The following is a 21,544-nucleotide window of genomic DNA, read 5'->3' as shown; positions in this document are numbered from 1 at the left end:
AGCAATAATTGAATCCGGCGTTTTAAGGCGCACATGAGTTACAGACATTGTATGCTCATGTGCGCTTTTTTGCGTTTTAAAGGAGGTGTCTTATGACAAATGAAACCTTTTGCCTTCTCTCTGAGGAGGAAAAACACACAAAATTTAAGGCTGCAATGAAGGGAAAGACAAGAGGATGTCTGAATGAAGAGGAACTTCATTGCATTCTGATGAAGATTTCTTTGAACAGACAGTATGCTATTTCGGTCTACCGTGATGGGGAGGAGTTTTGCCGTGTTTTGACAGCAACGGATGGTCTCAAAAGAAGAATCATTCTTGGTCAAGTAGCCGCAGGTATTGAAGGAATATCGGTAGAACAATTTGACTCATCGCAGGCAGCGGCAGTAATTTTGCATGATGCTGTTGATTGCAGTAATGCAAACTGTCTCTATATCTTTATCCCAAAGGAACGGAGTCAGAAAGGAATAGAATGATGAATAAGAAAGATCAAAAAAGGCACATGGCTTATGAGGCGCTGGTGCTGTTAGGTATGCTGGCTTTGCTTACTTTTATATGCCGGCTATGGCCCATCCTGTTACTGATTATTCTCGGTATTTTTGCAGCAGTGATAAGACTGCTTTTTCTTTCGTCCAGAAAGATTGAAGTAATCGCACCATTTCCTCTTTTACCGGAACCGGTAAAGGAAGCGACCGAGAAGGATGTGCAGGTGCTTGCGTATTCGGTCATACTCAGACGGGTTACAGAGCTTGTATTATCTGAGTATCCGGAAGCAAGATGGGTCTGGGAAGCGCCGAATGCTGAGAAACTTATTCGGGAAAACCAGGAAGTTTTTATTCTGCTCAATCGCGCGGGTGGATATCGGCGTGCTAAGGTTGTAATCCGAAATCTGCAGGTGGTTGGAATTGATTACAATCCACAGACTGAGGAGGAGGAGGCAACTTTAGAGCCGGAAAATAATGTGCCGGATTCTGATGAAGAACCAGAGGTGCAGAATTACGAATTACTGGCCTTTGAGTGGGCAGATGCTCATATCTTTGAGCTGAATGCCAGATGCAATGAAGCAATTGGAGAAAATCTCTCAGAACTGATTTTGCTTGAGGAAGAACTTCCGGTCCGTGAGAGCTGGGCGGATATCTGCCGGGAATTGATAAGAGCCGGCCTGGAGGATGTCCAGTGTGTGCCTGAGGGAATCAAAATTAATCTTACGCAGTCAAATGCAGAAAGGAAATAACGTATGAGTGCATATATGAACAATATTTTCAATTACAGCCGTTCCTTACCGGAACCGTTTGATACGCTGACGAACAAAAAGGTGTCAGTGTCATCGAAATATGGAGATGGGACAAATGCAACTTTGTGTTCAACAGTCATAAAAGCGGTACATGCAGTTTGCCGCTGCATGGATGGCAGCGCCGAAGGAGCTGTCGGGGTCATCGACCACAGGACAGTTGCTGAATACAAATCGTCCATGGGGCCTGATGATTATCATCTGGTAGTATATGACAGCAATTCCGGTTCGTTAATGGCAAGTGTGTATGACAAGAACACGGAAACTTTTGAAAACTATGTGCTGAACACATCAGGGCGTGACGGAGCTGCCGTTATGATGGCACTATTTCCAGTGCTTATGAATGACGAGGAATTCAGTGATAATTTTGAATTGTACCGCGATCAGTTTAGTCATGGATTTTCAGATTTACCCTCGGCTACGGAGTATATGGCCATGCTTTGTGACAACGCTTACAGACGTATCAAGAATACCGCTTGTACAGCAGCCGTCAAGGTGAGTGTGGACAAGGCCGGAAATCTGATGCGTGTATCTCAGGTGCAGCTGGATTCCGGCGCTTTTGAGCCTACCCATGTGATTGCGGGGGAATTTACAATCTTTGCGAAGACAGAAAGGGTTACTGTAAAAAAAGCAGAGGAGATCGTTGAACACGCAGATTTTGTCGGAAAATATAAATTGCATTCAAGGACTATGAGCAGCCAGGAAAAGCAGCTCATACCGGTGCTCCCGGAATGGTACATCATTCCGCAGGAAGTCGTTGATATCTGTAAACATGCTCAGGCAACTACCGGGAAACCGACGCAGATGAGGAATTTCCTCCTCCGTGGACCGTCAGGAACCGGAAAGACCAGAAGTGCAAAAGCGATTGCAGCAGGACTGGGGCTTCCGTATATGGCATATACCTGCTCAGCAGGAACAGAGATATATGATTGTGCGACTCGTTCTTGAACAAACATCATCCCACAGAAAGAAAGCTTGTGGGCGTAAGACCATATGATGCTAAAATCAAGCAACTCTATAACAGTAGAGTGAGAACTATCATCTCAACAGGTGGAATGAAGGGGTAACGCCCGGAAACGCCTGCCCTGATCCTCCGACATGCGTTCACTGAAAATCCGTGTAATTAAGGACGTGTGCGTATGAAGCTCGGTAAAGTCAGCTGAGAATTGCCGTAATAGATGGGTAAATATCCTGTCTAACGAAAGTCATCCAGAGGTGGATGGTGCAATCTATAGGCTGGGGGTCTATAAAATACCCATGGTTAGAATGTGGCCTTAACGGGGTCACTGACGAAAGCCCGAATGTAAGTGTCTATAATATTAGCCGATAGAAATGTCGGGGCACGCCAAGAGTGTGGTGCGTGAGGACGAGTAAGATTGGTCGATATGAAAATCCTTATACCGTTACAGGCGGTATCCAGCGTACAGGCACAAAGGGAAAACCTAAAGGTATATGCACAGATAGAGATGATGGAACGAGGAAAGGTTGGAACACGGAGCGATTGCACGCCAGGATGTGTTGGCTGGGAAAAGCCGGCAAGCTATAACCAGACTTTATCCAACCGAGAGTGATGCCATAGTACCGTTGAAGCCATGGAAACATGGTGGAGGGATGGGCATTAGTCAGCCGATATAACAGATTTATACTACAGAGTATCAAAGGTTCGAGTAAGACTAAGAAAAGCGGTTCCGAAAGGAGTTGCTGACTTTGACAAGCCGAAATAAAAAGCAAAGAAAGCTGCGGAATGCCGAATATTACGACATCCAAGGCATACTGGACAAACTGTATGCAGATAGCAAGAACGGGAAGATATTCACCAACCTGGTGGAATTGATATGTTTACCTCAAAATGTCGAACTCGCATACAGAAACCTCAAGAAAAACAGCGGTAGCAAAACGGCGGGAGTTGATGACAAAAATATTGATGACCTCGCCAAACTGACAAACGAACAGATTATCGAGTATGTGAGAAAGCGCCTGAACTACTACAAGCCGCATAAAGTCCGGAGAGTGGAAATCCCCAAGAAGAACGGTAAAATGAGACCACTTGGAATCCCCACAATTTACGACCGATTGATTCAGCAGTGTATTCTCCAGATTTTGGAGCCTATATGTGAAGCAAAGTTCTACCCGCATAGTTACGGTTTCCGACCGAATAAATGCTGTGAACACGCTATGGCAAGGGCTTATAAACTGGCGCAGAATCATAAACTGCATCACGTTGTAGATGTGGATATCAAAGGTTTCTTTGACAACGTGAATCACGGGAAACTACTCAAACAAATGTGGACTTTAGGGCTCAGGGACAAAAAGCTGATTTGCATAGTCTCCCAAATGTTAAAAGCAGAGATAGCAGGCATAGGTGTGCCAACAAAAGGCACGCCGCAGGGAGGAATTCTATCATCCCTGTTGGCAAACATCGTACTTAATGAGTTGGACTGGTGGATTGCATCACAATGGGAAATCTTCCCTACAAAATACCAGTATAAAAGTGATGTTATGCGGAAAGGTAAGCCTGGTATTAGCCATGGACACCGATACAGAGCGCAACGTGAGACAAAACTCAAAGAGTGTTATATCGTCAGATATGCCGATGACTTCAAAATTTTCTGCCGAAACAGAAAGGATGCGGAAAGGATATTCCAAGCCACAACACAGTGGTTGAAAGAAAGGCTGTTTCTTGAAATCAGTCCCGAAAAGTCCCGTATCGTAAACCTACGAAAAGGGTATTCGGAATTTCTGGGAATCCGTTTCAAACTGATAGCAAAAGGCAAAGAAAAAGATGGGTCACCCAAATTCGTTATCAAATCGCATATATGCGACTCTGCGATTGAAAAAATTGCAGAGAAAATGTATGTGTCTGTGAGTAACTTAGCTCACTGTGCAGACAAACGAGAACTGCATGTTGTGGTAGATAGTATCAATCTATACGTGCTGGGAATCCACCAATATTACCAAATGGCAACTCACATAGTCACAGACCTAAACCAAATAAACCGCTCAGTCTTGTCCAGACTCGGACACAAGAAAAACCTGAAATGCCTACTCACCGAGCAGGGTGAAGCCAAGCTGCCAAAGTATGTGGTACAGAAATACAGTGCCTCAAAATGTATGCGCTATATCAAGGGCAGAGCGTTGATTCCAATAGGATTCGTGCAAACAAAGCCGCCAATGTTCCAGAAAAGTGGTGTATGCAAATACACAGCAGAAGGACGGTCGCTGATACACGATGATTTGAAGACCATCAACATCTCTATTCTGCACTACTTGATGAATCACCCCAACTGGAACCGCAGTGTGGAGTACAACGACAATCGTTTGGCTCTATACTGTGCGCAAAATGGAAAGTGCGCTATTACAGGCAAAGTGCTGGAAATTGGTGATATTCATTGTCATCACATTGTACCTATCTATGCGGGAGGAACGGACAAATATCGGAATCTCAAGATCGTGTGTGTGGACATCCACAAACTCATCCACGCCGTGGATGAAAGAACGATAAGGGGACTTCTGGAAAAAGTCAAACTGAACGCATATCAGCTAAAACGGCTAAACTATCTGCGGAAAATAGCGGGTAATCAGGAAATACAAACGGCTTGAAAACTCTGTAATGAAAAAACAATCTGTTATTCGGCCGATGGAACGCCGTGTGCGCTGAAAGGTGCATGCACGGTGTGAAGCCGGGGAAAAGTTGGAGATGATATCAAAGACTTACCTATGGCTATTTATAGGTCAGATTTTTCCGGATACCGATTCGGGTTCTACCGGAGATGCACAGCTTGATCATGAAAAAGCGATTTTGGCGAGTATGGGTGGAATCAACTATGCCAACGTATCCAAAATAATGAATCTGCCGGATTTGGATGATATGGATTATGATCCGGCGGGGGTATATCAGGCTCTAACTGGTGTAGAAAATGCAGCCGCAACATCTCAGGACTGTATGAGCATTGTGCTGGATCGCGTAACGGAGAAGGTGTGTGCCCTGTCCAGACGAGATGAAAATTCCAAGAGCAGTGGTCAAACCTATACTTATATTGAGACAGATTTTATCAAGGCTCTGAAGTATGGGTATGTCATTGAGATCCAGGAGCCTACGACAATTGTCCAGCCCGGCGTTTTGCCAGGACTGAATTCTCTGCTGGAGCAGACCGGGACAATCACGCTTCCTACCGGAGAGGTGATAGAGCGTCATCCGGATGCGGTGGTCGTAGTAACAACTAATGTCGGATATGAGGGATGCCGCAGCATGAACCAGTCTGTTATCGACAGAATGAGTCTGGTACGGGATGTGGAACTTCCGACGCCTGAAGTTATGGTGCAGCGCGCCATGGCCGTCACGGGCGCAACAGATGAGTATCAGATATCCCAGATGGTGCAGGTGGTCAACGATCTGTCGGAGTATTGCCGAAAGAACAGTATTACGGACGGCTCTTATGGTATGCGCAGCCTGATTGACTGGATTGTGAGCAGTGAGATTACCGGCGATATATATGAGTCGGCATTGTACACGATTATCAGTAAAGCAACAACGGATGAAGTAGACCGTGAGGCGCTGATCAGTGCTGTTCTGGAACCGATTTTCACAAAGAGGCGAAGAAAAGCAATCGCATAAACGTATTTAGAAAGGAGGTCAACCCTGTATGGCGAGGGTGAATCATAAGTTAGTAAAACAGCGGCTCAATGAGCAGCGCAGTAAAATCTCAGACCGACAATTCTTCTCGTCCCGTCTTTTGGCGGGACATTTTGAAGATTTGGCGGCAGCACAGACGAGGCGGTATCGTTATAACCGACGGGTCCGCGTTAATCTTTACTGGAAACCGAGAGAAAAGCATGTGGCATCAACAGATAATATGCTTATACGTATCAATGCCGGGAATTCTATGGTCACGAAGGTAAAGGGGCGGGAAAACCGCTACCAGATCGTATGCGGCATGTTCGCACATGAACTGGGTCATGTCCTTTATACGGACTTCTTGGCGGCGCAGACACATACCAATTATTTGGGAAGTTACCGTTGGTATCCTTATCCGCCGGATCTGAAAACGACAGCGGATGCACGGAACGAAAAGGCATTCTGGAATTATGTGAAAACCGATCCAAAAAATCTTGAGATGGTGCAGATGGTTTCCCATTATATTTCCAATGTAATTGAGGATGGGTATATCGAAAACAGGATGTTGAATAATTTTCCGGGCACATTGGGATACGGCCTTGAAAAGCTGCGGGAGCAGCATTTTGAACATATTGAAACAGTGACACAGCTGATTGAAAATGAGGATGAAGGAAAGCATATTTTTGAAAGCATCCTCCAGATCATGTTGTCTTATGGCAAATTTGGAGAAATCAAGTATGGAGACGAACCGCTCAGCGACGAAAGGATTCAGTCAGTGTTTGGCCTGATTACCGATATTGACAGTGCTTTAATGAGCAAGTCCGGAAAAGACCGGTTGAATGTCGTCAATATGGTACTGGTAAGGTGCTGGGACTATATCGAATCTTTTTGTGAGGAATGTAAAAAACGTCAGGAAGAGGCGGAAGCCTCCGGCGGTTCCACCAGTCTTGCAGAAACCTTATCGGAAGTGCTGGGAGCGATTACCGGCGGTTCTGAATTGGGTGAGGGAAACAGCACACCGGTACCGGAAGCTTCTGGTGAGACAGAAGAATCTGCGACGGCAGGCAAACGTGCACAGACCCATGCAGACGCCGAGAATGAGGATGATTCCCAGACTGACTCTAAAACGGAAGAAAATCCATCTGGGTCTGGGGAAAGCGATAATTCTTCAGATGAAGACGCAATCCCGCTGAATGGGAGGAATTCTGGTTCTGGAAAAGAGGAAACTTCCGATACTGAGCAAGGGCGTATTCCTTATCACCAGTCAGAATCGCTCTCAGAACCTGTTGGTGGTTCCGTAGAAAAAAACGAAGATTACGAGCGGGAGCATTACGACCGTGCGGCGGCTGATATTGAACGCCTTCTGGATAAAATGGCGGAAAAGGCGGCCTGCGAGCAGTTGGAGAATGAAAGGATTCAGGAGCTGAATGATGTCGCTCAGAACATTTCCTATGGGAATATCCATGAAGGAGTACCTATCCGAATCAATCGGATTGCCTCTGTGGATGAGGAGCTTATAGAACAGTATAATGCTATTGCGGGACCTTTGATCAATATTTCCCGCCAGCTGCAGAAGAGTTTGCAGAAGCAGCTCAAGGAAAATCGAAGAGGCGGCAAGCTGACCGGTCTTATCATGGGCCGACGTCTGGATGTGCACGCATTGTGCAGGAACGATGGGAAGGTGTTTTACAAAAATAACCTGCCCAATGAAATTCCGGAACTGGCAGTCGGTCTGCTTCTGGATGAGTCAGGATCCATGTGTTCCTGTGACCGCTGTACTTATGCAAGAGCCTCGGCTATCATTCTGTATGATTTCTGTCAGAGCCTGGACATTCCGGTAATGGTCTATGGTCATTCCACCGATTATACCGATGTTGGAAATACGGTGGCACTGTATTCCTATGCGGAATTTGACGGCTTTGACCACGATGATAAATACCGTATGATGGACATTGCGGCCAGAGGCAGTAACCGTGACGGAGCAGCGCTTCGTTTTGTAGCGGAACAGCTGTCTAAGCGGCCGGAAGCAGTAAAAATCCTCATACTGGTTTCAGATGGGCAGCCTGCTGACAGTGGATATAGCGGTTCTGCAGCTGAGGAGGATCTACGCGGCATCAAACAGGAATATCAGCGCAAAGGCATTTTATTTGTAGCTGCGGCAATTGGAGATGACAAGCAGAACATTGAGAGAATCTACGGAGACTCATTCATGGATATCTCGGATTTAAAACAACTGCCCACAAAACTGACCGCTGTAGTTAAGCGGCATATAAGGGTATAACGACATCAAATTATAAAAAACACAACGGGCAGCCGGATTTCTACGGCTGCCCTCTTGTTATCCAGAAAGGAAGGTAATTATGCACTTTTTAACATTAGCAATTTTAGAAATTCCTGAGGTAAGGGAAGACAAGGAACTGGACAAACAGATAGTGGAGGCCCTGAAGGAATTAGAACTTCAGAAACAAATAGAAACAAAGAACTTTATGCTGGACTTTACGATTGGGAGGTTTCAAAACCTTCAGTCATCATTTTCCCGTGCAGTAAATGACGGCGTTTCTGAGCTGATGTATCCTTATTGTGAGTCGCTGGAGGATCCAGAATATCTGGAATTTGAAGATCGGACAGAAAAACTGCGCGAGGAATATGAGAGCGTGGTTGATTGTATAAAGCTGCCTCAAGGAACAATTGTGGAGCAGTATGGCGATCCACTCTGGGGCAGATTTGTTGTCCGTGACGGAAAAGTGTTCCAAAGGGATGCAGGATCGCTTCATCATGAAAAGCGTACAAAAAAAGCAAAACGAATGGTGGCTCTGCCTAATTATCCCCGCAAAAAGCTCTATAAGAGTTTTGAGAAATATGCAGAAGAAAGGTGTGGCTTTTCTTTTGATGAAAAGCATCAAGGCTATGGATATTATTATAATCCAAACGCCATATGGGACTGGTATTCCATTGGCGGGCGATGGCCGGAGATGTTCCTGGTAAAGGACGCCTGCACTGAGTATTCTATCGGTGAGCGAAGCTGGTGCAACTCGGATCGGAAATCAGAGGCGCCGGAAGGATACCGGTGGGTATGCGCTGCCAGGAAAAAGGACATTGCGTGGGATGCCATGCGAGACTGGCGAAACCAGAAAGCCGCAGAGCGGTTCCATAAGCTTGAGCAGATGTTCCTGGCAGGAAAGACGGATCCGGATTTCCATGGAGAGATTGTCCCAGACGGAGTTATGCACTGGGGCGAACTGGTTTACCGCAAGGACTCTACCTTGGAGGAATACCTGGAGGAATACGGGATTCCGGGCTGCTGGAAGTATCCGGTAGGCTCGCATGACATCGTGGATGAGGGCCAGTGGCTGAGCGTGGAAGACAGCGTGCAGGATCCGGGAACCGGCAGCTATGCCCCGGTAGACTGGCGCAGCTGCATTGATGGATACATTGATGACATGGATGAGGATATGGTACTGGTTTCCGTAGACTACCACATTTAAGGAGGAGACGGATGAACACTTATGTCGTTTGCATGGACTCTTCATGGGTCCGGGACTCACAAATGTTTGATATTGCCGGTTTGACAGATGATGAGCTGGCGGATATCGACATGTACAGTGCAGACAGCGAAGACAAATGGCATGATATGGAGCCGACTCCATTTATCGCAGTCATAAAAGCGGAAAACGAGGAGGAAGCCTGTAAAAAGGCAGCCATCGAAATGCGCTATGATCCCCGCTGCCTGTTTGCAATAAAAGTTTCAGAATAAAGAGGAGGTATCAAAAAATGATTATCAATCGAATCGGTGCTGAGTTTGAATACGACGGCACAACCTATGTAATCGGCGCTCCCATCGTGGGAACGCCGGAAAGCGAGTATGAGGGTCTGTATGGGACGATTACGGAAATCCGTGATGGAGAGGATAAGGAAACGGAAAATGAAACGCCGGATATATATTGCTCTTTTGAAGTTCCTGCACTGCCCTGTGAAGTAAAAAAGCTGGAAGAAATTTTTTCTGATTTGTATGACGAGCCTAAAACCATTGACGACATCATCCTGGATCTTGTCATCATGGCCCCGTCTATGGTGGAGACGCTTGATGACCTGAAAGAGTGCCGCCAGCACCCGAGGATCCATATTCTTTTGGAAGACTGGGCGGTGGACGGCGAACAGGGAAATTCTTCCGAGGTCTATACGGACTTCAATGATGCGAAACGCATACTGGTGCAGAAGCTGAAAGAGGAGCAGGAAAGCGGCTGTATTCCGCAATGGGCGGATGATGAGAAGTTCAAGGAGCATTCCACGGACTCCCTCTATGAATGTTACATTGACGGCGAATACTGTGAGAGCCATTACCATATCGCAATCGTCTCGCAGCAGCTCTGCGTTTCCAACCGGTTTGTCAGGGAGATGGGATGGCTTTATCAGGCATCCTGCCAGCTTGAGGATTTTGTATCGCAGGTGTCAGACTGGGATGAGCTGGATCAGCTGACCGATGAGCAATATAACCGCATGGTCCAGGATCCCCGTTTCCCGGAAAGGCTCCAGAACAAGCTGGGCAAAAACGATTCCTACTGGGAAGCCTATTGGGAGACAGTTTCCGAGGTTGCACATGAGTTTGTGAATGAGTATCTGCAGGAGGAGGCGTAAAGATCTATGAATACAAAGCTCAACTATCTCTATCGGGATGCCGACAACTACAAGATGCCAAATTCCTGTGTGGTTATTGGTGAGATAAGCGAAGCGCAAATCGCAGAAGTCATATCCTGTCTAGACTGTGGGGAATATTTCATTCCCCGGCAGGTGGGGCTTCCTGAAAAACGCTTTGACAGGTTTGACGAGGAGGTGGACCAGTGCTGGTTTGAATTAAGTGCAGATGGGTTTGAGGCTACCGAAAATGTTTCCGATATTGACATGACTGTGAGGCAACTCGTGGAGTTGTTTCGTAGTGCAAAAAACAACTGGCATGATGATGTGCCGTTAGGAGGTGCAGTATGAGTTACTCAGAATGGCATACTTACGGCTATGGAATCTGCGTTTCCGATATTACGGATGAGTCTGTGGAACGCCTGCAGAAGCTGATTTCCCTGGCGCCGGAGTACCAAAAGAAAATACAGGAATGGCTGGATGAGAGTGAGATATCGGAGCCGGCCTACGAGGATTATCTGGAGTTCGACCAGGACTATATGCTTGGCCTAGCAACCATCTTAAAAGAAGTGATCCTTGAGGCAGAGGACATTGACCTTGTGGCGTGCGACAGCCATGACGGCACGGATTATCTGCTCTATGTGCCGGACTATCCCTGGAACATGGGAAAACACAGACAGCTCATGACGGAGGAGGCCGTCGCAGGGCTTTTCCGAAAATATGTTTCCATTTTGACAGATGAGGCGATAGAAATAGATTACCAGTCTGTTGAGAATGGAGGTTAGGAGGTGGCGTTATGCCTTATAAAAGCGATACAAGGCCGCTGACCAGCATCGTTTCCTATCCGGAGCGTGGCGAAGGCGGCGACAACCGTTATCGGGGGAACTGCTCTCCCAGACTGATTGAGGATCTTTTAGGGTTCTTTCGCCCGGGAGAAATCTGTGACTACATGTGCGGCAGCGGGACGACCAAAGCGGCGGCGGACAAGCTGGGCGTTGGCAGTCATCTCTATGACCTGCACAGCGGCTTTGACATCATGAACTGCGAGATCCCGGAGCGCCCGGAGTTCATCTTCTGGCATCCTCCATATTGGGATATCGTCACGTTTTCGGATGTCATGTATAAAGCCTCAGATGTTCAAAAGAACTACGGCTATGACCCGAGACAGTATGATCTGTCGCGCATACCGGACTGGGAAAGCTTTGTTGATAAAATGAATTATGCCATGATGAAGCAGTTTTCTGCCCTTGAAAAAGGTGGCAGGATGGCGGTTTTAATGGGAGACATTAAGAAAAGAGGCGTGCTTTACAGTATGCTTTCTGAAATCGTCAAACCGGGGTCTTTGGAGAATATCATCATCAAGGCCCAGCATAACTGCTTTTCAGACCAGATCCAGTATAGCGGAAAATTCATCCCGATTCTTCATGAATATGTGATGATTGTCCGAAAGGATTCACCGCTTCTAGTTCCGATTATCATGGCAAAAAAAGCGGAGGTCGATATCCGGGATATGCCGGGGGCGACATGGCGTGATGTGGTTGCTGCCGTTTTGGAACAGTGCAGCGAGCCGGTGACGCTCACGTTTCTCTATGAGAAAATAGAGCCGCACAAAAAAGCACAGGCAAATAAGTGGTGGAAAGAAAAAATCCGCCAAACGCTTCAGATCAATCCTACATACTTCTTTCATGATGGCAGGGGAATGTGGTCGTTGAACAGAAGCGCAGCATAGTATCTGCGTCTGGGGGATGTCTTTTGTAGGCATCCCTCAGTTGCTTTAACTATATGTAGAAGAAGGATGGCTTTTTTGCTATAATACAAATATACTTATGAGCAGGAGGCGAAATATGTCTGTTTATTATAATCCGGACACGTACAGAAAAATTATCAGAAATGGTGAAGAATGTTGGGTATATGATTGGGGCAAAAATGCTGATATAAATTCGTTCAATTATATGCTGGATCGCTGGGAGGGCACTCAGCAACAATTTTTTATCAATGGTGAGACCAAGCAATATTTTCTTATTAATAAACAAGAGCGTACTGTCATGGAAATATCAAATCCAGAAGTAATAAGGTTCCTGTATGAGAATCTTTATATGGCGAATATTAACGAAACTTTTATCGAACTGTTCACCTCAATCGGAGGGTTTAAGACAGTAAAGTACGAGTAGATTCTGATTTTTTCTTGGGGATGTCGTTTCGGCGGCATCTCTTTTTGCATAATTGTTTTCAATTTGGACATACTAATCTCCGGGAGTTCTATTTACATTCGCACTTCAATAGTGTATAATATGGAGTGCGAATGTAAATAGAGCCAAGGAGGTGCATTGATACGGACACGATTTGGACTAAAATTCAAACAATAGCAGAAAAAAGTAATGGGTTTGTTAAGACTTCTGATATTGAGGCGGCTGGAATCAGCAGACCGATGTTGAAAAAGTATGTTGATATGGGAAAATTAGATCCGGTGCGAAAAGGGTTATATACTTTGACCGATGAATTTACTGATGAGTTTGCGCTTCTTCAGGCACAAAGCGCAAAGATAATATATTCCTATGGCACCGCACTGTTCTTTTGGGGGATGTCGGACAAGACGCCGAACATCTTGGATATAACGCTGCCTCGCGGAACGAACATCAGCAGGTTAAGGCGTGATAATCCGAATTTGCGTTGCCATTATGTGCAGACGGAAGTTTACGATCTTGGAATAACAGAAACAAAATCCCCTCAAGGCGGGATGGTAAAGCTGTATGACAGGGAGCGCTGTATTTGCGATGTGATCCGGGATAAGGATCAAATAGAGCTGCAGCTTTTTACGCAGGCAATTAAGGACTATTTTAAGACAAATCCAAATAATCGAAAACTGCTGAAATATGGCAAGATATTTGGAATTGAAGATAAGATAAGAACATATATGGAGGTTTTATAATGAAGACACCAGAACAACTAAAAGGAGCCATTCGTAGCATGGCAGCGAAGAAAAATCTTCGTGCACAGGAAGTGCTGCAGATGTTTTTATTTGAAAGAATCATTGATCGTTTGGCAGCCTCATCCTTTCGGGACAATTTTATTTTGAAGGGCGGACTTTTGATATCATCAATGATCGGTATTGGTGAACGTACTACTATGGATATGGACACAACGGTGCGTGGTATTCAGATGGAAGAGGACGAGATCGTTTCTGCAGTCAAAGAGATTATCGCAATGGATGTGGGAGACGGAATTTCTTTTGAATTTCAGAAAATTGAACCGATCCGCGAGGATGATGCGTACAATAATTTCCGGGTTCATCTGCGTGCAAAATACGGGAAGATTGACAGTCCAATGAAGATAGACATTACTACCGGAGATATTATTACGCCTGCAGCCATTCGATATGATTTCCCGTTTGTGTTTGAGGAGAAAACGGTTCCGGTCATGGCATATACGCTTGAGACAGTACTTGCGGAAAAATATGAAACGATTATCCGCAGAAACATTGGAACTACAAGGGCAAGGGATTTTTATGATTTACATACTCTTTACCGCAGCCGTAAAGATGTGGTTCAGATGGATGTTCTGAGGGCAGCAGTTATTCATACTGCGGAAAAAAGAGATTCGATTGATGATATCAGGGACTGGAGAGATATTTTGAAGGATATCCGTGAAGAGCCGCAGTTATATCTTCTGTGGGATAACTATGCTGCGGACAACAAATACATTGGAGATTTGAAATTCAATGAAGTTCTCGATACAGTGGACGAAATCGCAAAGATTCTTGATTTGTGATATCAAGTAAGAAAAGATTAGATTTTTTTTGAAGCACTTATAGTAGAAATCGGAGTTTGTGAAGGAGGATATTGTGTCACTTAATATAGCAGAAACATTTGAATTATTGTTTGATAAAAATAATAATGTTGCATACAAAGCATTACAGGAATTGCAAAAAGAAAGTATTGAAACAGATTGTGTTTATCTTTATATGGATAGATTAAGCGATATGCTTGACAGTGATAATTCTTATATCCGCACAAGAGGGCTTACACTGATTGCCTATAATGCAAGATGGGATAAAGATTATAAAATTGATGAAATCATTGATAATTATTTAAAGCATATAACAGATGTTAAACCTATTACAGCAAGACAATGTATTAAGCTGTTGCCGATTATTGCAAAGGATAAACCAGAATTGAAAAACGACATTGTTTCTGCACTTCATAAAGCTAATATAGGTATTTATGATGACAGTATGCAATCATTAGTTTATAAGGACATCCAAAAAACATTGAAAGAAATAGAAAAATTATAAAAAAGCAAATTCTGATTTATCAAATCATAAAGTGTTTGAAATAAAAAGAATATTGTAACCCGGAGATGTTGATTATCAGCATCTCTTTTTTATATCACAAAGGAGGTATATAGTATGGGATGGTTGATAGGTATCCTTAGTTTTATAGGCGGCAGCGTGTTTGGCGTTGTTTTTATGTGTATGTTTCAGATTAACCGAACTTACAGAAATAAGCGCTCGGAGGAATAAACATTTGCGGTATGAATGCTCTTTTCTCCTGGTGGATTGACTATTGCAAATAAATCTGTTATAATATTTACATCAGTATCAAGTTTGGCTACGGCTAAACACAGTTTAACAGAGTTTATCAAAGTGTCATTTGCAATTTTGCAGATGGCACTTTTTTTGTTTTCCGGCCAATTCATTTGGGCATAAGCCAGCAGTCTTTCGGGATTGCTGGCTTTTGTTATATATCAAGGCGGCAATCCCGCCAGAAAAGAAAGGAGCATGAAATATGCAAAAACAATGTCAGGATGGTTTCTACACCACATTCAGTTCCTATCCACTTATGCTGGATTATCACAAGGAGCAGTCCAAGAACAGCCGCTGGGTGAAAGCCAGGGTCAGTGACCTTGAAATTCAGCCGCTGGGCAAAGGCTCTGCTCTGAGCACTGATCTGCCGGCATTTGCGTCAGGAACCACACAGGACGCTGTGGATGACACAGCAAACAATCTCGGTCTGGCCATGCGTGTTGATGGGGAACTCTTCCCCATGCGCATGACAGCCTACAAAAGCCTTTTGGACAGGGCAAAAATAGGTGGTACGGCGCTCCCTAAACTGAGCCGTGAAGTGCTGGCGGAGGTGTTAAACGCCTGCCTGCGTCTTTATTCAGCGGATGCACTTTTGCTGATTCGTGATGAAAAAGTTGCGGCGGTTCATTCCGGGGATGCTGTTGATTATTCAGTGCTACCGATTGATGAGTTGCTCACTGCGCTGAAGACAAAGCTGGATGCCCGTTTTTCAGGAAACGAGTTTGAGTCCGGCTACTGTGACCATGCGATGGTAAGCGCAGCATGGACGATGTCAGATCAAAAAGAGGATTTGCTAGGAGCGTATACAAAGCTGCTGGATTCCCAAGGAAAAACGGCTATGGCTTCCAAACTGACTCCGGGTGTCCGTTTTATGAGTTCGGATACTGGAGTGGCTTCGGCAAAGGTCTCAGCCCTGCTGGTGAGCGGAAAGCGTTCTATCCATATCGGGGGCTGCATCGCAGTTGACCACAGGCATCAGTCCAAGGTTTCCGACTTTGATACAGCGTTGGATCAGCTGTTTGCCCAATTCGGGGATAGCATTGCCAAACTGCAGAAACTGTTGGAGATCCATTTGGATTATCCGGTAAACGCAATGACCAGGGTATGTAAAAAACTGAGTCTGCCAAAAAAGGCTGCAGTCGAAGCTATCGCCATGTACGAGATGGCATACGGAGGCGGCCCGGCGACAGCCCATGACGTGTTTCTTGCCATGCAGGAGATCCCGTTTATTTTGAGGACTGAGAACACGCCGGAAAGTAAGATGCTGGTTATAGAAGAAAATATGGCTCGTGCGCTTTCATTCAGGTGGAGTGATTATGACCTTGCAAAGGCGGTGAGTTACTGATGGCAAAGCCGATTATTCTTTGTGATACCGTAGGTATGACGAATGACAGATGGCTGGAATGCCGTATGCACGGCCCCAAAGGGGATATTCCCTATACTGTGGGCGGAAGCGATGTTGCAGCTATTTTTGGTGTATCACCATGGACGACTCCGCTGGAGCTGTGGAAAATCAAAAAAGGGCAAATAAAGCCTGCAAAAAAAGCCAATGCCAATCAATTGCAGATGGGACATCTTTTAGAGCCGGTTGCTGCCTATTGGTATGGTGCAAAGACAGGCAATGCCGTTACAGAAGACACGAATCTGTATCAGCACGCAGATCATCCTTACGCTCTTGCCAATTTCGACCGGCGCTTTACACGGGCGTCCGATAACGAACCGGGAATTTTGGAGTGTAAAAGCTGTACTTATCACAAAGCGGATGAGTGGGCAGATGGAGCGATTCCGCTCTACTATGAACTGCAGCTGAGGTTTTATCTTGCAGTAGCGGATGTGAACATTGGCGCTTTTTCTGCCGTTTGGGGAAATAATCCGGACAATGATCTGGCAATGCCTGAGATTATTCGTGATAAGGCGAAGGAGGATATGATTTTTGAACGCCTGGACGAATGGATTTGGAGCCTTGAGAATGATAAACCTCCGACAATGGCGGATGTTGCACCAAAGCTTGCTTTGGAGTCACTGGCAAGGATTTATGGTGCAAGTCAGGCGGGACTTCCAACAATAGAGTTTTCACACAAGTATGAATCGCCCTTGCGCAGAATTGCAATGCTTCAAGGGAAAATCTCTGAATGCAACAGAGAAATCAAAACATATGAAAAGGAGATTGAAGCACATAGTGTGCGAATTGCCGAAGTCATGAAGGAGCATGAGCATGGCATCTTGGAGACGACCAGTGATAAGCTTCTGATTGATTTCGTGACAAAAACAACCCGCAGGCCCGATTCCAAAGCCTTGAAAGAAAAGTACCCGGCAATATATACCGATGTTTTGAAAGCGTCGGAAAGCCGTAAGGTAAAGGTGTCGGTCCAGCCAATTTAGGAAGGTGATCATAATGGAAAACATTTATCATGAAGGTTGGGAACAGGAGCTGGTTTATCAGTTTCTCCCATATGACAGGTGCAAAAAGAGGGCCTATATCTGCTCGCCGCTCAGTGCAGACACGAATGAAGGGATTGCACAGAATATGCAGGCGGCAAGGGCGTATATGTTCTATGCCATGAAAAGGATGTGCATGAACGCAAGTGCGCCACATGCGTACATCCCGATGATTCTTTGCGACAATATTCCGTCTGATAGAGCACTCGCCCTTCAGTTCGGCCTGGAACTGCTGAAAGACAGCGATATTCTGTTGATATGCGGTAACCGGATCAGCAGCGGGATGCGTGGGGAAATTGCCCATGCAATCCGCCTGAAAATGCCAATGATTGCTTTTGATGAGGGTATATATCTGGAAGTACAGAAAGAACTGACAAAGCGTGGCTGCGATAAGCGGAAAGTTCGCCTGGACAGGGAGAATTTTCTGATGGGTATCTCTGCTCCTTTGTCATATCTTGAAAACGCAGCGATGTTCCGATGAAAGACCAACTGGCTGCAGCTTCACAAAAAACTCCCGTTGTATCTTTGGATACGATTCGGGAGTTTTTTGTATCTATAACACGACTTAGAGAAAGGAGTAAAAATTTTGCTATGTGAATTTGATAGGCTCATATATCCACAAAGTATTACGGCTGTTGATGCCAGCAGTTATATGATTGCACTCTACCATCCATGTGAAAAGATCAAAGATAGCACAGGGAACACGGTTACGCAGGTGAAAGCAGTGGGATATTGCTTACCTACATCAAGCAATCTGCGCTACGACATGCTTGGGCATTGGAGTAAAAATCCCAAATTTGGCGTCCAGTTTGAAGTGGAGAGTTACAACGAAGTGGTAATACCGACGAAGGAAGGCATCATTGCCTATCTTTCTTCCGGGCAGATTAAAGGGATTGGTCCCAAGATAGCGGAGAAAATTTACGCAGTTTTTGGCCAGCAGTCACTGGAGGTACTGGATAAAGAACCGGAAAGGCTTCTTGCCATACCGGGTATCAGTGAGATAAAACTGAAAAAAATCTATGATTCTTATCTGGTCAATCGTGGCGCCCGGGATGTGGTGGCGTTTCTGTCACCGCATGGCATTACGCCGAACCGAGCGGTACGCCTGTACAAAGAGTATGGGGAAAAGACGATGGATATTGTAAAAAATCATCCCTATCAGCTCTGCGACATGGCCGGGATTGGATTCAAGACGGCAGACCATATCGCTATGAGCATGGGGTTTGACCAGCTATCGACAGAGCGTGTGGATGAAGGACTTCTGTATACGCTGGCGGATGCGGAAAGCAAAGGTCATCTCTGCATGGAGAAACATGAGTTTGTGAAAGCCTGCCTAAAAATTCTGGATACGCCTGCGTTAACAGCAGAAATGGTGGCGAACCGTGCCGCCAGGCTGGTTTTCGGCGGACAGTTGGTGTCGTACCAGGGCAATGTGTATAGGGCAAAGACCGCACATGTGGAAGAACAGCTTGCCTCCGACATTCATCAGCAAATGAAGTACCGGAAGATGCACAGCTATGGGGATTTGGATGCCGCCATAGATGCAGAGGAGCAGAAGCTGAAAATGAAGTTTGCACTGGAGCAGCGCGAAGCGGTAAAGATGGCTCTGACGCAGGGACTTTCCATTATCACTGGTGGACCTGGAACAGGAAAGACTTTGATACAACGTGCCATTTTAGATATTTATCAAAAAAACAATCCCCAAAATGAAATCTGCTGTTGTGCCCCTACGGGTAGGGCAGCAAGGAGGATGGAGCAGGCAACTGGTGTTTCGGCCTCAACTGTTCATAAAGCCCTTGGGCTGATGGCGGATGAGGACGGAGACTATGATGAACCCGAAGCGCTTACTGCAGATCTGATTGTGGTAGATGAGATTTCCATGCTGGATGTTTATCTGGCTGAATATCTGTTTGATGCAGTGAAGTTTGGCGCCCAGATGGTGCTGATTGGCGATGCAGATCAGCTGCCTTCAGTGGGACCTGGCGCAGTGCTCAGTGAGATGATTGCCAGCGGATGTATTCCAGTTGTGCGGTTGGACAAGGTATTTCGCCAGAATGCGGGAAGCCGCATTGCGACAAATGCGAAGTTAATCCGCCATGGGAATGTGGGTCTGGAGTATGGGAATGACTTTCAGTTTATCAATTCTCCCAGGCTGTCTGATTCTGCTGAACTCATTGTCGATCTTTATCTGCAGGAAACTGAGAAATACGGGGTCGATAATGTGGCACTGCTTACGCCATACCGGCAGAAGACGGAAACCGGAGTCAATGCACTGAATGAGCGCTTGCGTGAGAAGGTGAACCCGCCGGATACGCAGAAACCGGAAGTTGTTTTCGGAAACCGGAAATTTCGGTGTGGGGACAAGGTCATGCAGATCAAAAACCATGATGATGTCAATAACGGTGATGTTGGGTATGTCAGAAAAATTATTCGCATTGGCGATGATACTACAATTCATGTGGACTTTGGTGACGGGCGCATGAAAGAGTACGATGCCAGTGAATTGGATATGTTGGATTTAGGTTATGCCTCTACTATCCATAAATCACAGGGATCGGAGTACCAGTCCGTCATCATCAATCTGCAGTGCGCCCATTCCATCATGCTGACAAGGCCTCTTATCTATACGGCAATTACACGAGGAAAAGAGCGTGTAACCATTGTCGGGGAAAAAAGGGCGCTTTGTATTTCAATCAAAAGAATTGACACAGAAAAACGCGGCACCTGCCTCGCTAAGCGGCTGCAGGCGCTTGAAGAAAGGAGCAGCTATGGCTACAATATTAGATCAATATCTTGAGAAACAGAATACTATCAGGTCCCAGATTGCCGAGAACAGTCTTCCGCCGGAAGATTTGCTGATTATGCAGGAACTGAATTACCGCATTTGCGTCTTGGAAACATTTCAGTCTTTTTGTAAGTCCGCGCCAATCACAATGGATACAAAGGTCATGGGCTATCACTTTCAAATGGTAGATGCGTATGTACGTTTTACCTTAAATGAAAGACGATTCGGATTAAAAGCCGATGCAGAAGGCCAGAAGCGTCGTGAAACAGCACTCAGTTCTTTTGAGCATGTTGTACAGGACGGCAGAAAGCGGTTTTCCAGCTTTAAGGCAGGGACACAGGAGCAGTACAAAACAAGTATCAGTCAATATGTTCATACGATTCTGCCGGTTTGGATGCAGTATCGGAACACATATATCAATTTATAAGGAGGCTACAATAATGAGTCAGAATAACTCGAATGAGAAGGCAGCAATGCTCGCCAAAATCGAAACTATTCATCAGGTGGATGGATTTGATCCTACGCCGTTTGCTGTGGATTATACAGATCTGGGAACCGGAGAGGTGCGCAAGCGCCTCCCGGTCATGATTCAGATGGCGTGGTTCCGTCTGAAATATCCGGAAGGACGCATTGCGGTACAGGTGAATTCTGCAAAGGATTGCTTTGTGGCAACTGCCCGCGTGTATCCAAACTATAAGGATGCAACGGACTGTTATCTGGCAGAAGCGACGGCATCCAGAGGATATTGTGAGGAGAAACCTTCGGTTTCACCACGGGAATGGGCCCAGACAGCTGCTGTCGGAATTGCTCTCCGAAATGCAGGTTTTGGACTTCAGTTTTCTATGGCAGGTGAAGATTTTGAGCCTTCAGCTGTGGATGAGCTGGGAATCTCCGCCGCTCAACCTCAAACAGAATCAGCAGAAAAACACGAGGTGTCAGAACCAAAACCGGAACCGGCACAAGAGGAATACACTGTAAATGAACCGGTGCAAAAGGAACTGACTCCAGAAGAAAAGCTGGCACAGGCAATGAATGTGCCTTGCCCAATCTCAAAATTCAGCGGGAAAACGCTTGGCGAGGTATTATCGCTGGATCCTGGTGCAATTAAATGGGTAGCAACGAAATTCACTGGCGGCGAGGAAATTAAAGCTGCCGCGAAGCTGATTTGTGAATTTTCCCTTCAACAGACAATTGCATAACAGG

General features: G+C 45.7%; 23 protein-coding genes. All 23 read left to right on the top strand.

Features of this window, described 5'->3' with window-relative positions; translation table 11 throughout:
• The first annotated feature begins 92 nt into the window (after positions 1–92).
• The 23 genes from A4V09_RS18560 (at position 93) to A4V09_RS18455 (ending at position 21,540) form a co-directional block, all read left to right on the top strand.
• Entirely contained in the window at positions 93–473 is a 381-nt protein-coding gene (locus A4V09_RS18560; protein WP_025641587.1) for a hypothetical protein, read from the top strand.
• The gene (locus tag A4V09_RS18555; protein ID WP_157123528.1) at positions 470–1,231 is read left to right on the top strand and encodes a hypothetical protein; all 762 of its coding nucleotides are present in this window, start codon (positions 470–472) and stop codon (positions 1,229–1,231) included. Before A4V09_RS18560 ends, A4V09_RS18555 begins: the two co-directional genes overlap by 4 nt.
• 3 nt (positions 1,232–1,234) lie before the next feature.
• On the top strand, positions 1,235–2,236 hold the full coding sequence (locus tag A4V09_RS18550; protein WP_195957954.1) for a P-loop NTPase family protein: 1,002 nt from the start codon (positions 1,235–1,237) through the stop codon (positions 2,234–2,236).
• 759 nt (positions 2,237–2,995) lie between these two features.
• Entirely contained in the window at positions 2,996–4,888 is a 1,893-nt protein-coding gene (ltrA, locus tag A4V09_RS18545) for a group II intron reverse transcriptase/maturase (RefSeq protein ID WP_065543644.1), read from the top strand.
• A gap of 97 nt (positions 4,889–4,985) precedes the next feature.
• Positions 4,986–5,903: a hypothetical protein gene (locus tag A4V09_RS18540; RefSeq protein WP_195957953.1), complete on the top strand. Its 918-nt coding sequence runs from the start codon at positions 4,986–4,988 to the stop codon at positions 5,901–5,903.
• A 28-nt stretch (positions 5,904–5,931) separates the two neighbouring features.
• Positions 5,932–8,184, top strand: coding sequence for a nitric oxide reductase activation protein NorD (locus A4V09_RS18535; protein WP_065543643.1), 2,253 nt, complete (start codon positions 5,932–5,934; stop codon positions 8,182–8,184).
• Positions 8,185–8,263: 79 nt separating this feature from the next.
• Entirely contained in the window at positions 8,264–9,388 is a 1,125-nt protein-coding gene (locus A4V09_RS18530; protein WP_065543642.1) for a hypothetical protein, read from the top strand.
• An 11-nt stretch (positions 9,389–9,399) separates the two neighbouring features.
• The gene (locus A4V09_RS18525) at positions 9,400–9,657 is read left to right on the top strand and encodes a hypothetical protein (RefSeq protein ID WP_065543641.1); all 258 of its coding nucleotides are present in this window, start codon (positions 9,400–9,402) and stop codon (positions 9,655–9,657) included.
• Between the two features lie 17 nt (positions 9,658–9,674).
• Positions 9,675–10,538 (top strand): hypothetical protein, encoded by an 864-nt coding sequence (locus tag A4V09_RS18520; protein WP_065543640.1) that lies wholly within the window; start codon positions 9,675–9,677, stop codon positions 10,536–10,538.
• A gap of 6 nt (positions 10,539–10,544) precedes the next feature.
• Entirely contained in the window at positions 10,545–10,886 is a 342-nt protein-coding gene (locus tag A4V09_RS18515) for a hypothetical protein (protein WP_065543639.1), read from the top strand.
• Positions 10,883–11,320: a hypothetical protein gene (locus A4V09_RS18510; RefSeq protein WP_065543638.1), complete on the top strand. Its 438-nt coding sequence runs from the start codon at positions 10,883–10,885 to the stop codon at positions 11,318–11,320. Before A4V09_RS18515 ends, A4V09_RS18510 begins: the two co-directional genes overlap by 4 nt.
• 11 nt (positions 11,321–11,331) lie before the next feature.
• On the top strand, positions 11,332–12,264 hold the full coding sequence (locus A4V09_RS18505; RefSeq protein WP_065543637.1) for a hypothetical protein: 933 nt from the start codon (positions 11,332–11,334) through the stop codon (positions 12,262–12,264).
• Positions 12,265–12,379: 115 nt separating this feature from the next.
• Positions 12,380–12,706 (top strand): hypothetical protein, encoded by a 327-nt coding sequence (locus A4V09_RS18500; protein ID WP_016295823.1) that lies wholly within the window; start codon positions 12,380–12,382, stop codon positions 12,704–12,706.
• A gap of 137 nt (positions 12,707–12,843) precedes the next feature.
• Positions 12,844–13,464 (top strand): type IV toxin-antitoxin system AbiEi family antitoxin domain-containing protein, encoded by a 621-nt coding sequence (locus tag A4V09_RS18495; RefSeq protein ID WP_084043665.1) that lies wholly within the window; start codon positions 12,844–12,846, stop codon positions 13,462–13,464.
• A complete protein-coding gene (locus A4V09_RS18490; protein ID WP_065543635.1) occupies positions 13,464–14,303 on the top strand; it encodes a nucleotidyl transferase AbiEii/AbiGii toxin family protein in 840 nt (279 codons plus the stop codon). Before A4V09_RS18495 ends, A4V09_RS18490 begins: the two co-directional genes overlap by 1 nt.
• A 73-nt stretch (positions 14,304–14,376) precedes the next feature.
• Entirely contained in the window at positions 14,377–14,826 is a 450-nt protein-coding gene (locus tag A4V09_RS18485; protein ID WP_065543634.1) for a HEAT-like fold family protein, read from the top strand.
• 114 nt (positions 14,827–14,940) lie between these two features.
• The gene (locus tag A4V09_RS24625) at positions 14,941–15,054 is read left to right on the top strand and encodes a DUF3789 domain-containing protein (protein WP_099421555.1); all 114 of its coding nucleotides are present in this window, start codon (positions 14,941–14,943) and stop codon (positions 15,052–15,054) included.
• Positions 15,055–15,319: 265 nt separating this feature from the next.
• The gene (locus tag A4V09_RS18480) at positions 15,320–16,462 is read left to right on the top strand and encodes a hypothetical protein (RefSeq protein WP_065543633.1); all 1,143 of its coding nucleotides are present in this window, start codon (positions 15,320–15,322) and stop codon (positions 16,460–16,462) included.
• A complete protein-coding gene (locus tag A4V09_RS18475; RefSeq protein WP_065543632.1) occupies positions 16,462–17,499 on the top strand; it encodes a YqaJ viral recombinase family nuclease in 1,038 nt (345 codons plus the stop codon). Before A4V09_RS18480 ends, A4V09_RS18475 begins: the two co-directional genes overlap by 1 nt.
• 13 nt (positions 17,500–17,512) lie before the next feature.
• Positions 17,513–18,037, top strand: a complete 525-nt coding sequence (locus A4V09_RS18470; protein WP_065543631.1) for a DUF7768 domain-containing protein — start codon at positions 17,513–17,515, stop codon at positions 18,035–18,037.
• Between the two features lie 105 nt (positions 18,038–18,142).
• Positions 18,143–20,353, top strand: coding sequence for an SF1B family DNA helicase RecD2 (gene recD2, locus A4V09_RS18465; RefSeq protein ID WP_065543630.1), 2,211 nt, complete (start codon positions 18,143–18,145; stop codon positions 20,351–20,353).
• Positions 20,325–20,768 (top strand): hypothetical protein, encoded by a 444-nt coding sequence (locus tag A4V09_RS18460; protein ID WP_065543629.1) that lies wholly within the window; start codon positions 20,325–20,327, stop codon positions 20,766–20,768. The genes recD2 and A4V09_RS18460 overlap by 29 nt, the downstream gene beginning before the upstream one ends.
• Before the next feature lie 13 nt (positions 20,769–20,781).
• Complete coding sequence (locus A4V09_RS18455) at positions 20,782–21,540, top strand: hypothetical protein (RefSeq protein ID WP_065543628.1); 759 nt, start codon at positions 20,782–20,784, stop codon at positions 21,538–21,540.
• The last annotated feature ends 4 nt before the right edge of the window (positions 21,541–21,544 follow it).

Source organism: Blautia pseudococcoides (assembly GCF_001689125.2).
GTDB classification, from domain to species: domain Bacteria; phylum Bacillota; class Clostridia; order Lachnospirales; family Lachnospiraceae; genus Blautia; species Blautia pseudococcoides.
Note: the sequence above shows the minus strand (reverse complement) of the source record. Positions and strands in the feature narration are given on the sequence as shown.

Bases quoted from the DNA above. Each gene is read 5' to 3' on its own strand.
- A4V09_RS18560 (WP_025641587.1), top strand. From the start codon at position 93: ATGACAAATGAAACCTTTTGCCTTCTCTCTGAGGAGGAAAAACACACA.
- A4V09_RS18555 (WP_157123528.1), top strand. From the start codon at position 470: ATGATGAATAAGAAAGATCAAAAAAGGCACATGGCTTATGAGGCGCTG.
- A4V09_RS18550 (WP_195957954.1), top strand. From the start codon at position 1,235: ATGAGTGCATATATGAACAATATTTTCAATTACAGCCGTTCCTTACCG.
- A4V09_RS18540 (WP_195957953.1), top strand. From the start codon at position 4,986: ATGATATCAAAGACTTACCTATGGCTATTTATAGGTCAGATTTTTCCG.
- A4V09_RS18535 (WP_065543643.1), top strand. From the start codon at position 5,932: ATGGCGAGGGTGAATCATAAGTTAGTAAAACAGCGGCTCAATGAGCAG.
- A4V09_RS18530 (WP_065543642.1), top strand. From the start codon at position 8,264: ATGCACTTTTTAACATTAGCAATTTTAGAAATTCCTGAGGTAAGGGAA.
- A4V09_RS18525 (WP_065543641.1), top strand. From the start codon at position 9,400: ATGAACACTTATGTCGTTTGCATGGACTCTTCATGGGTCCGGGACTCA.
- A4V09_RS18520 (WP_065543640.1), top strand. From the start codon at position 9,675: ATGATTATCAATCGAATCGGTGCTGAGTTTGAATACGACGGCACAACC.
- A4V09_RS18515 (WP_065543639.1), top strand. From the start codon at position 10,545: ATGAATACAAAGCTCAACTATCTCTATCGGGATGCCGACAACTACAAG.
- A4V09_RS18510 (WP_065543638.1), top strand. From the start codon at position 10,883: ATGAGTTACTCAGAATGGCATACTTACGGCTATGGAATCTGCGTTTCC.
- A4V09_RS18505 (WP_065543637.1), top strand. From the start codon at position 11,332: ATGCCTTATAAAAGCGATACAAGGCCGCTGACCAGCATCGTTTCCTAT.
- A4V09_RS18500 (WP_016295823.1), top strand. From the start codon at position 12,380: ATGTCTGTTTATTATAATCCGGACACGTACAGAAAAATTATCAGAAAT.
- A4V09_RS18490 (WP_065543635.1), top strand. From the start codon at position 13,464: ATGAAGACACCAGAACAACTAAAAGGAGCCATTCGTAGCATGGCAGCG.
- A4V09_RS24625 (WP_099421555.1), top strand. From the start codon at position 14,941: ATGGGATGGTTGATAGGTATCCTTAGTTTTATAGGCGGCAGCGTGTTT.
- A4V09_RS18480 (WP_065543633.1), top strand. From the start codon at position 15,320: ATGCAAAAACAATGTCAGGATGGTTTCTACACCACATTCAGTTCCTAT.
- A4V09_RS18475 (WP_065543632.1), top strand. From the start codon at position 16,462: ATGGCAAAGCCGATTATTCTTTGTGATACCGTAGGTATGACGAATGAC.
- A4V09_RS18470 (WP_065543631.1), top strand. From the start codon at position 17,513: ATGGAAAACATTTATCATGAAGGTTGGGAACAGGAGCTGGTTTATCAG.
- A4V09_RS18460 (WP_065543629.1), top strand. From the start codon at position 20,325: ATGGCTACAATATTAGATCAATATCTTGAGAAACAGAATACTATCAGG.
- A4V09_RS18455 (WP_065543628.1), top strand. From the start codon at position 20,782: ATGAGTCAGAATAACTCGAATGAGAAGGCAGCAATGCTCGCCAAAATC.